This is a genomic window from Streptococcus sp. CL8.13 (genome assembly GCF_049737895.1).
This window is the reverse complement of the sequence record NZ_JBKOTT010000016.1, coordinates 1-10,656: the sequence shown is the minus strand read 5'-3', so window position 1 is coordinate 10,656 and position 10,656 is coordinate 1. Positions and strand designations below refer to the sequence as shown.

Below are 10,656 nucleotides of genomic sequence, written 5' to 3'. Positions count from 1 at the left end.
GCTCTTTTTCTTGGATACCAAACTAGGACAAGCCTATATTGCTACAGGTGACAATCCTGATATGGCTAGAAGTTTCGGGATTCATACTGGTCGCATGGAGCTTATGGGCTTGGTCTTATCAAATGGTGTGATTGCCCTTGCAGGGGCTCTTATTGCCCAGCAAGAAGGCTATGCCGATGTATCTCGAGGAATTGGGGTTATCGTTGTAGGTCTTGCAAGTTTGATTATTGGGGAAGTTATTTTCAAGAGTTTGAGCTTAGCAGAGCGTCTAGTTACTATCGTTGTAGGTTCTATCGCTTATCAATTCTTAGTGTGGGCAGTTATTGCGCTTGGCTTTAATACAAGTTACCTTCGTTTGTACAGCGCCGTGATTTTAGCAGTCTGCCTCATGATTCCAACATTTAAGCAAACAATCTTGAAAGGAGCCAAATTAAGCAAATGACAGCAATTGTAGAATTAAAAAATGCAACCAAAGTCGTTAAAAATGGCTTTGATGAAGAAAAGATTATTTTAAATGATGTTTCCTTAGAAATTTTTGAACAGGATTTCATCACGATTTTAGGTGGAAATGGAGCTGGGAAATCAACCCTCTTTAACACTATTGCAGGAACTTTGTCATTAACCAGTGGAACCATCCGTATTTTGGGTGAAGATGTTACCAAGTTTTCGCCAGAAAAGCGAGCTAAGTATCTGTCTCGAGTCTTCCAAGATCCCAAGATGGGGACAGCTCCTCGTATGACGGTCGCTGAAAATCTTTTGATTGCCAAGTTTCGTGGTGAAAAGCGTGGACTGTTTCCGAGACGTCTGGCTAGCTATAAGGATGAGTTTCAGGCAACTATTGAAAAAGTGGGAAACGGTCTTGAGAAACACTTGAATACACCAATTGAGTTCTTATCTGGTGGACAAAGACAGGCTTTGAGTCTCTTGATGGCAACCTTGAAGCGTCCAGAATTACTCTTGTTAGACGAGCATACTGCAGCCCTTGATCCAAAGACCAGTGTCGCACTCATGGAGTTGACAGATGAATTTGTCAAGAAAGATCAGCTGACAGCGCTTATGATTACCCACCATATGGAAGATGCTCTCAAATATGGCAATCGCTTGATTGTCATGAAAGAAGGACGAATTATCCAAGATTTGAACCAAGAAGAAAAAGCAAAAATGAAAATCTCTGATTATTATCAACTCTTTGAATAAAGTAGGGAAAATGAGTGAAATGGTTTACTTTTTTTCTGAAATAAAGTATACTATATAAAGTAAACTATGATAACATGGAGGTATTGTGTATGGTTGACAAACAAGTCATTGAAGAAATCAAAAACAATGCCAACATTGTGGAAGTCATAGGAGATGTGATTTCTTTACAAAAGGCAGGACGGAACTATCTAGGGCTCTGTCCTTTTCATGGTGAAAAAACACCTTCTTTCAACGTTGTAGAGGACAAACAGTTTTACCACTGTTTTGGTTGTGGTCGATCAGGTGACGTCTTTAAGTTCATCGAGGAGTACCAAGGGGTTCCCTTTATGGAGGCTGTCCAAATCTTAGGTCAGCGTGTTGGGATTGAGGTTGAAAAGCCGCTTTATAGTGAACATAAGCCAGTTTCACCCCACCAAGCTCTTTATGATATGCACGAAGATGCTGCCAAATTTTACCATGCTATTCTGATGACAACGACCATGGGGGAAGAGGCCAGAAACTACCTTTATCAGCGTGGTTTGACAGATGAAGTGCTCAAGCATTTTCGGATTGGTTTAGCACCTCCAGAACGAAACTATCTCTATCAACGTTTGTCTGATCAGTATCGTGAAGAGGATTTCTTGGATTCGGGACTGTTTTATCTATCGGAGGCTAATCAATTTGTAGATACCTTTCACAATCGGATTATGTTTCCTCTGACAAATGACCAGGGAAAGGTCATTGCCTTCTCAGGTCGTATCTGGCAGAAAACGGATTCACAAACTTCTAAGTATAAAAATAGCCGATCGACTGCAATTTTTAACAAAAGTTACGAATTATATCATATGGATAGGGCAAAAAAATCTTCTGGTAAAACCAGTGAGATTTACCTGATGGAAGGGTTCATGGATGTCATTGCAGCCTATCGGGCTGGAATCGAAAATGCTGTCGCATCTATGGGAACAGCCTTGAGTCGTGAGCATGTTGAGCATCTGAAAAGGCTAACCAAGAAGTTGGTTCTTGTTTACGATGGCGATAAGGCTGGGCAAGCTGCGACATTGAAAGCGCTGGACGAAATTGGTGATATGCCTGTGCAGATCGTCAGCATGCCTGATAGCTTGGATCCAGATGAATATCTACAAAAAAATGGACCAGAAGACTTGGCCTATCTATTAACAAAAACTCGTATTAGTCCGATTGAGTTTTACATTCACCAGTATAAGCCTGAAAATAGTGAAAATCTGCAAGCTCAGATTGAGTTTATTGAAAAAATAGCTCCCTTGATTGTTCAAGAAAAGTCTATCACTGCTCAAAACAGCTATATTCATATTTTAGCTGACAGTTTGGCGTCCTTTGATTACGCCCAGATTGAGCAGATTGTGAATGAGAGTCGTCAGGCGCAAAGGCAGAATCGCATGGAAGGAATTTCCAGACCGACGTCAATCACTATGCCTGTCACCAAGCAGTTATCGGCTATTATGAGGGCAGAAGCTCATCTACTTTATCGAATGATGGAATCTCCCCTTATTTTGAATGATTACCGTTTGCGAGAAGACTTTTCATTTGATACACCTGAATTTCAGGTTTTATATGACTTGCTTGGCCAGTATGGAAATCTTCCTCCAGAAGTTCTAGCAGAACAGACAGAGGAAGTTGAGAGAGCTTGGTACCAAGTCTTAGCTCAGGATTTGCCTGCTGAGATGTCACCTCAGGAACTTAGTGAAGTAGAAATGACTCGAAACAAGGCACTCTTGAATCAGGACAATATGAGAATCAAAAAGAAGGTGCAGGAAGCGAGCCATGTAGGAGATACCGACACAGCCCTAGAAGAATTGGAACGTTTAATTTCCCAAAAGAGAAGAATGGAGTAATAATGGCAACAAAACAAAAAGAAGTAACAACATTTGATGTACAAGTAGCAGAATTTATCCGTAATCATAAACAAAAAGGGACAGCAACTGATGATGAAATTAATGCAAGTCTGGTGATTCCTTTTACCTTGGATGCTGATGGGATTGAAGATCTCTTGCAGCGAATTCAGGATGCAGGGATTTCTATCACAGATAACGAAGGAAATCCGAGTGCGCGTGTTCTTAGTACTGAAGAAGAGCCAGAACTCAGCGATGAGGACTTGATTGGTTCAACTTCGGCTAAGGTCAATGACCCTGTTCGTATGTACTTGAAAGAAATCGGAGTCGTTCCTCTCTTGACCAATGAAGAGGAAAAAGAGTTAGCGCTGGCTGTTGAAGCGGGTGACATCGAAGCTAAACAACGCCTTGCGGAAGCCAACCTTCGTTTGGTTGTTTCTATTGCTAAACGCTATGTCGGCCGTGGTATGCAGTTTCTTGACTTGATTCAAGAAGGAAATATGGGCTTGATGAAGGCGGTTGACAAGTTTGATTATTCTAAAGGGTTCAAGTTTTCAACTTACGCAACTTGGTGGATTCGTCAGGCTATCACTCGTGCTATTGCGGATCAAGCTCGTACCATCCGTATCCCAGTTCACATGGTTGAAACCATCAATAAATTGGTTCGTGAACAGCGTAACCTCCTTCAAGAATTGGGACAAGATCCAACACCAGAACAAATCGCTGAACGTATGGATATGACCCCTGACAAGGTTCGTGAAATCTTGAAGATTGCCCAAGAACCGGTATCCCTTGAAACTCCAATCGGTGAAGAGGATGATAGCCACCTTGGGGACTTTATCGAAGATGAAGTGATTGAAAATCCAGTGGACTATACAACTCGTATCGTTTTGCGTGAGCAGTTGGATGAGGTCTTGGATACTCTTACAGACCGTGAAGAAAATGTTTTGCGTCTGCGTTTTGGGCTAGATGATGGTAAAATGCGTACCCTTGAAGATGTGGGTAAAGTCTTTAACGTGACTCGCGAGCGTATCCGTCAGATTGAAGCTAAAGCTTTGAGAAAACTACGCCAACCAAGTCGCAGCAAACCGCTTCGTGATTTTATTGAAGACTAAGAGTGAGGATGAATATGGCTTATACAGAAGAGCAAATTGAAAACATCAAAACACGAATTTTATCAGCCTTGGAAGAAGTTATTGACCCTGAGTTGGGAATCGATATTGTCAATCTTGGTTTGATCTATGAAATTCGTTTTGACGGTGACACAGGACAAACAGAGATTGATATGACTTTGACAACCATGGGTTGTCCTCTAGCAGACCTTTTGACAGACCAGATTTATGATGCTATGACAGAGGTTCCAGAAGTAACGGATACTGAGGTCAAATTAGTCTGGTATCCAGCCTGGACTGTTGAAAAAATGAGTCGCTATGCACGCATTGCCCTAGGCATTAAGTAAACAAATAAAAGCATGTGAGAGATTATTGGAAAAGCGAGGAAATTTCCTCTCTTTTCCCTAGTCTCTCCTTTCTTTTGCTGATTTTATTCAAAGAAAATGATATAATAGTAGTTATGGAAAAAAAGAAATTACGCATCAATATGTTGAGTTCAAGTGAGAAAGTAGCAGGACAAGGAGTTTCAGGTGCCTACCGTGAATTAGTTCGTCTTCTTCACCGTGATGCCAAGGACCAATTGATTGTTACAGAAAATCTTCCAATAGAGGCAGATGTGACTCACTTTCATACAATTGATTTCCCCTATTATTTATCAACCTTCCAGAAGAAACGATCAGGAAGGAAAATTGGCTATGTGCACTTCTTGCCTGATACACTTGAGGGGAGTTTGAAAATTCCGTTTTTCTTAAAGGGAATTGTGAAACGCTATGTATTTTCTTTTTACAACCGGATGGAGCACTTGGTGGTGGTCAATCCTATGTTTATCGAGGATTTGGTGGCAGCTGGTATTCCACGTGAAAAAGTGACCTATATCCCTAACTTTGTCAACAAGGAAAAATGGCATCCTCTTCCACAGGAAGAGGTAGCGAGACTGCGTACAGAGCTAGGTCTTAGTGACAATCAGTTTATCGTAGTAGGTGCTGGTCAAGTTCAGAAACGCAAAGGGATTGACGATTTTATCCGTCTGGCTGAGGAATTGCCGCAAATTACCTTTATCTGGGCAGGTGGTTTCTCTTTTGGTGGTATGACAGATGGTTATGAACGCTACAAGAAAATCATGGAGAATCCCCCTAAAAATTTGATTTTTCCTGGTATTGTATCGCCAGAGCGGATGCGCGAATTGTATGCCCTAGCGGACCTTTTCTTGCTTCCTAGTTACAATGAACTCTTTCCTATGACTATCCTAGAAGCTGCTAGTTGTGAAGCTCCTATTATGTTGCGTGATTTGGATCTTTATAAGGTAATTTTGGAGGGCAATTATCGGGCGACAGCAGATAGAGAAGAGATGAAAGAAGCTATTCTGGAATATCAAGCGAATCCTGCTGCTTTAAAAGATTTGAAAGAAAAAGCTAAGAATATTTCTAGAGAGTATTCTGAAGAGCATCTGTTACAAATCTGGTTGGACTTTTATGAGAAACAAGCCGCTTTAGGAAGAAAGTAAAAAGTGAGGTAATCTATGCGAATTGGTTTATTTACAGATACCTATTTTCCTCAGGTTTCAGGTGTTGCGACCAGTATTCGAACCTTGAAAACAGAACTTGAAAAGCAGGGGCACGCTGTTTTTATCTTTACGACGACAGATAAGGATGTCAATCGTTATGAAGATTGGCAAATTATCCGCATTCCAAGTGTTCCCTTCTTTGCTTTTAAGGATCGTCGCTTTGCCTATCGAGGATTCAGCAAAGCGCTTGAAATTGCTAAACAATATCAACTGGATATTATCCATACTCAGACAGAATTTTCTCTTGGCCTGTTGGGGATTTGGATTGCGCGTGAATTGAAGATTCCAGTCATCCATACCTATCACACCCAATACGAAGACTATGTACATTATATTGCCAAGGGGATGTTGATTCGTCCTAGTATGGTCAAGTATCTGGTCAGAGGTTTTCTGCATGATGTGGATGGGGTTGTTTGCCCGAGTGAGATTGTCCGAGACTTGCTATCTGACTATAAGGTCAAGGTCGAAAAACGTGTCATTCCTACTGGGATTGAATTAGCCAAGTTTGAGCGTCCAGAAATCCAGCAAGAAAATCTAAAAGAACTACGTAGTAAATTAGGAATTCAAGATGATGAACAGATGTTGCTTAGTCTTTCCAGAATTTCCTATGAAAAAAATATTCAAGCAGTTTTAGTAGCTTTTGCAGAAGTTCTGAAAGAGGAAGACAAGGTTAAAATGGTGGTAGCTGGGGATGGTCCTTATCTGGATGACCTCAAAGAGCAAGCCAAGAAACTAGAGATTCAAGACTACGTCATCTTTACAGGCATGATTGCTCCTAGTGAGACCGCTCTTTACTATAAGGCGGCGGATTTCTTCATCTCGGCATCGACAAGTGAAACGCAAGGTTTGACATACTTGGAAAGCTTAGCCAGTGGAACACCTGTCATTGCACATGGAAATCCTTATCTGGACAACCTGATCAGTGATAAAATGTTTGGAACCTTGTACTATGGAGAACATGATTTGGCTGGAGCTATTCTGGAGGCCCTGATTGCAACGCCTGATATGAATGAGCATACCTTATCAGAGAAATTGTACGAGATTTCAGCTGAGAACTTTGGGAAACGAGTGCATGAGTTTTATCTGGATGCCATCATTTCAAATAACTTCCAGAAAGATTTAGCCAAAGATGATACGGTCAGTCAGCGTATCTTTAAAACAGTTTTGTATCTTCCACAAAAGGTGGTTGCTGTGCCCGTAAAAGGCTCTAGACGCATGCTGAAGGCTTCAAAAACGCAGTTAATCAGCATCAGAGATTATTGGAAAGACCATGAAGAATAGAAAGAGAAACAGTTATGAAAAAACAATTAATGAGAAGTGGTCGTGATAAAAAGATTGCTGGTGTTTGTGCCGGAGTGGCCCATTATCTTGATATGGATCCAACTATCGTTCGCGTAATATGGGGTGTTCTTGCTTGCTGTTACGGAGCTGGGATTGTAGCTTATATCATTTTATGGATTATAGCACCTGTATCAACTGACTATTGAAAACTAGCTGAATTCATGCTAAGATAATAGAAAATAGAATGTAACGAAGGAGAGAAAAATGGCATTTGGAGATAATGGAAATCGTAAAAAAACCTTTTTTGAGAAATTAACTTTAATTATCGTAGTTATTATGCTATTAGCAAGTATTTTGGGTATTTTTGCAACTGCAATTGGTGCCCTCAGCAATCTATAAAATAGATTCAAGAAAATTTTGTGACTGGGATTTCCCAGCCCTTTTTTAAAGTGAGAAGAAAAAATGAGTATGTTTTTAGATACAGCCAAGATCAAGGTCAAGGCTGGTAATGGTGGCGATGGCATGGTTGCCTTTCGTCGTGAAAAATATGTCCCTAATGGCGGTCCTTGGGGCGGTGATGGTGGTCGTGGAGGCAATGTGGTCTTCGTTGTAGACGAAGGACTACGTACCTTGATGGATTTCCGATACAATCGTCATTTCAAGGCGGATTCTGGTGAAAAAGGAATGACCAAAGGGATGCATGGTCGTGGTGCAGAGGACCTTAGAGTTCGAGTGCCACAAGGTACGACTGTTCGTGATGCAGAGACTGGCAAGGTCTTAACAGATTTGATTGAACACGGGCAAGAATTTATCGTTGCCCACGGTGGTCGTGGTGGACGTGGAAATATCCGCTTTGCGACACCAAAAAATCCTGCACCGGAAATCTCTGAAAATGGAGAACCAGGTCAGGAGCGTGAGTTACAATTGGAACTAAAAATCTTGGCAGATGTTGGTTTAGTTGGCTTCCCATCTGTTGGGAAATCAACCCTTTTAAGTGTTATTACATCGGCTAAACCTAAAATTGGTGCCTACCACTTTACCACTATCGTGCCAAATCTGGGTATGGTTCGTACCCAATCAGGTGAATCCTTTGCAGTAGCGGACTTGCCAGGTTTGATTGAAGGGGCTAGTCAAGGTGTCGGGTTGGGGACTCAGTTCCTCCGCCACATTGAGCGTACACGTGTCATCCTCCATATCATTGATATGTCAGCTAGTGAAGGCCGTGATCCATATGAGGATTATCTAGCTATCAATAAGGAGTTGGAGTCATACAATCTTCGCCTCATGGAGCGTCCACAGATTATCGTAGCCAATAAGATGGATATGCCTGAGAGTCAGGAAAATCTTAAAGAATTTAAGAAAAAATTGGCTGAAAACTATGACGAATTTGAAGAGTTACCAGCTATCTTCCCGATTTCTGGTTTGACCAAGCAAGGTCTGGCAACGCTCTTGGATGCTACAGCTGAATTGCTAGACAAAACACCAGAATTCTTGCTCTATGACGAGTCAGATATGGAAGAAGAAGCATACTACGGCTTTGACGAGGAAGAAAAGGCCTTTGAAATTAGTCGTGATGACGATGCGACATGGGTACTTTCTGGTGAAAAACTCATGAAACTCTTCAATATGACCAACTTTGATCGTGACGAATCAGTCATGAAATTTGCTCGCCAGCTTCGTGGTATGGGCGTTGATGAAGCCCTTCGTGCGCGTGGAGCTAAAGATGGTGATTTGGTCCGCATTGGTAAATTTGAGTTTGAATTTGTAGACTAGGAGACTGATATGGGAGATAAACCGATATCTTTCCGAGATGCGGATGGCAATTTTGTTTCCGCCGCAGATGTTTGGAATGAAAAGAAATTGGAAGAACTATTTAATCGTCTCAATCCAAATCGTGCTCTGAGATTAGCACGAACTAAAAAAGAAAATCCATCTCAGTAAAGAATATAAAAGAATTCCGTGCCTCATCAGGACACGGAATTTTGTTATTCTTCAAAGAAAAATGGTGGAGCGAATTTTTTCAGTTCTTCAAAGCATCTTTGGGCAGCTTCTGCATCTTCACAGATGACGAGACAGACATCATCTCCACAGAGAGTAGCGATAGCGTCAGGGAAGCTCAAAGCATCAATGATAGAACCAAAGGATTGAGCAAGTCCAGGAAGGGTTTTTAGTAGGACTTGATGTTGAACTGGGCGCATCAAGACAAGAGCATCCTCCATATAAATTTCGAGACGTTTTTCCCATTTTGAGATAGAACCTGTATTGAGCACGTAGTAAGAGTTGTCTTCTTCTCGTACTTTTGAAAGGTTCATACTTTTAATATCTCTCGAAAGTGTAGCTTGTGTAACTTGAATGTCGTTATCAGCAAGAAGAGCTTGTAGCTCAGCTTGAGTATGAATCTTGTTTTTCGTTATAAGAGCTCGTATGAGTTGGTGTCGGTGTTCAGATTTGTTCATAAATTGTTACTCCTTGTACAAGGTACAGAAAGCGTGGACTGAACGAGAATGTCAGTCGGGTGGTAAGCGGTATTGTCACGTATGATGATTTCAAAGTCAGTAGTATAAAGAACTATACGGAGAAAATCTCCTTCCTTTAACTTGTCACTAGTTGAATGTAGATGAATAGGCTTTATATCTGTTGTGTTCTTTACTAACAGTAAATCATTCAATTTGGGTAGCCTTTTGTCACGACTTGTTGTGAATTTACGATTAATGTCAATTCACAGAGATTTTCCAACATGTGGTGTGGTAGCGAGTATTATTAATGAGTACACATGTTGGTTTTTGGGGTTAGTATCTTTTGTACAAGCTCCCGTTATGGGATTATCATAAGCCCTTCTTTGAGAGTGGATTTGATACCAAGTTTATGTTTTGTTAGACTCTTCAAGTGGAAATTTTTCCATACTGAATCTCTGTTATATTATACCTTTTGACAAGGTAGGATAAGACTAGACTGTTCAAGATCAACAGTCAGGTGGTAAGCGGTATTGTCACGAATTGTGATTTCAAAGTCAGTAGTATAGAGGACTAGACGAAGAGTATCTCCTTCTTTTAACTTATAAATAGTTGGTTGCAGTTCAAACTGGATATCCATCCATTCATCTGCCTTAATATCCTCTACTAACAGTAAATCATTTCTATTTTGTAAATTGAGGTAGCCTTTTGTCACGACTCGTTGTGTATTTTCACGAAAAGGCAATTCGTTGAGATTTTCCAACATATGGTAGCGACCGTTGTCAATGGTTCTAGCACTTAAAACAGCTGGATAAGGTTGCAGGTATTTCTTCTGTCCAAATTCTAGCAGTTGGGCAGATAAGAGCCCCTTATTTATACTGGATTTGATACGAAGATTGAGTTGGGCACGACCGTTCAAGTGAAGATCTTTGGTTACAGGAAGGTCAATAGTAATCTGATTGGTTTTTCCTTGATAGAGTTCTGTATTGAAGGTCTGGTAGGTCTTACCATAGCGCTCAAAATCCTTATCTGGGTACTGGTTTTGAATGACTTTCTCTTCTTGACCAAGTGAGAAGGTTTCAAAGTTTTCTTGGTCACCAAAGTTATCAAGTGATAACCAAGTCTGAGGGGTTGTATTGTCCTGCCAAATGACAGTAGGAAGTTGGAAATCTGTATCTTGTCCCAATAATTTCTTAGTCAAT

At 40.9% G+C, this 10,656-nt stretch carries 13 protein-coding genes and 1 pseudogene; 11 read left to right on the top strand and 3 right to left on the bottom strand.

Translation table 11 applies throughout. From position 1 onward, the window contains the following. The 11 genes from ACLNCN_RS01185 to ACLNCN_RS01135 form a co-directional block, all read left to right on the top strand. A partial coding sequence (locus ACLNCN_RS01185; RefSeq protein ID WP_424844462.1) for an ABC transporter permease subunit occupies positions 1-442 on the top strand: 442 nt, incomplete at its 5' end. Next, positions 439-1,197, top strand: a complete 759-nt coding sequence (locus tag ACLNCN_RS01180; protein WP_020901797.1) for an ABC transporter ATP-binding protein — start codon at positions 439-441, stop codon at positions 1,195-1,197. The genes ACLNCN_RS01185 and ACLNCN_RS01180, both read left to right, overlap by 4 nt. An 89-nt stretch (positions 1,198-1,286) precedes the next feature. Beyond that, positions 1,287-3,047 carry a DNA primase gene (gene dnaG / locus ACLNCN_RS01175; RefSeq protein WP_424844461.1) on the top strand — a complete coding sequence of 587 codons (1,761 nt, stop codon included), beginning with the start codon at positions 1,287-1,289 and terminating at the stop codon, positions 3,045-3,047. A gap of 2 nt (positions 3,048-3,049) precedes the next feature. Continuing rightward, positions 3,050-4,159 carry an RNA polymerase sigma factor RpoD gene (rpoD, locus tag ACLNCN_RS01170; RefSeq protein ID WP_000201903.1) on the top strand — a complete coding sequence of 370 codons (1,110 nt, stop codon included), beginning with the start codon at positions 3,050-3,052 and terminating at the stop codon, positions 4,157-4,159. Positions 4,160-4,173: 14 nt separating this feature from the next. Then, positions 4,174-4,503 (top strand): metal-sulfur cluster assembly factor, encoded by a 330-nt coding sequence (locus ACLNCN_RS01165; protein ID WP_000331925.1) that lies wholly within the window; start codon positions 4,174-4,176, stop codon positions 4,501-4,503. A 113-nt stretch (positions 4,504-4,616) separates the two neighbouring features. Further along, a complete protein-coding gene (gene cpoA, locus ACLNCN_RS01160) occupies positions 4,617-5,660 on the top strand; it encodes an alpha-galactosylglucosyldiacylglycerol synthase (RefSeq protein WP_070482726.1) in 1,044 nt (347 codons plus the stop codon). 15 nt (positions 5,661-5,675) lie between these two features. Next, a complete protein-coding gene (locus ACLNCN_RS01155) occupies positions 5,676-7,001 on the top strand; it encodes a glycosyltransferase family 4 protein (RefSeq protein WP_424844460.1) in 1,326 nt (441 codons plus the stop codon). Positions 7,002-7,030: 29 nt separating this feature from the next. Continuing rightward, a complete protein-coding gene (locus ACLNCN_RS01150) occupies positions 7,031-7,207 on the top strand; it encodes a PspC domain-containing protein (protein WP_424844463.1) in 177 nt (58 codons plus the stop codon). A gap of 58 nt (positions 7,208-7,265) precedes the next feature. After that, positions 7,266-7,400 carry a DUF4044 domain-containing protein gene (locus ACLNCN_RS01145; RefSeq protein ID WP_049499369.1) on the top strand — a complete coding sequence of 45 codons (135 nt, stop codon included), beginning with the start codon at positions 7,266-7,268 and terminating at the stop codon, positions 7,398-7,400. A gap of 63 nt (positions 7,401-7,463) precedes the next feature. Further along, positions 7,464-8,774 (top strand): GTPase ObgE, encoded by a 1,311-nt coding sequence (obgE, locus tag ACLNCN_RS01140; protein ID WP_004248745.1) that lies wholly within the window; start codon positions 7,464-7,466, stop codon positions 8,772-8,774. 9 nt (positions 8,775-8,783) lie between these two features. Continuing rightward, positions 8,784-8,942, top strand: a complete 159-nt coding sequence (locus ACLNCN_RS01135) for a hypothetical protein (RefSeq protein ID WP_001808548.1) — start codon at positions 8,784-8,786, stop codon at positions 8,940-8,942. Between the two features lie 44 nt (positions 8,943-8,986). Here the strand turns inward: ACLNCN_RS01135 and ACLNCN_RS01130 are convergent, their stop codons facing one another. The 3 genes and pseudogenes from ACLNCN_RS01130 to ACLNCN_RS01120 form a co-directional block, all read right to left on the bottom strand. Further along, positions 8,987-9,457, bottom strand: coding sequence for an arginine repressor (locus ACLNCN_RS01130; RefSeq protein ID WP_424844459.1), 471 nt, complete (start codon positions 9,455-9,457; stop codon positions 8,987-8,989). Then, a pseudogene (locus ACLNCN_RS01125) lies at positions 9,454-9,746 on the bottom strand (Xaa-Pro dipeptidyl-peptidase); the annotation flags it as partial. The pseudogene ACLNCN_RS01125 and the gene ACLNCN_RS01130, both read right to left, overlap by 4 nt. Positions 9,747-9,920: 174 nt before the next feature. Continuing rightward, on the bottom strand, positions 9,921-10,656 hold a 736-nt coding region (locus tag ACLNCN_RS01120; protein ID WP_424844458.1), incomplete at its 5' end, for a CocE/NonD family hydrolase C-terminal non-catalytic domain-containing protein.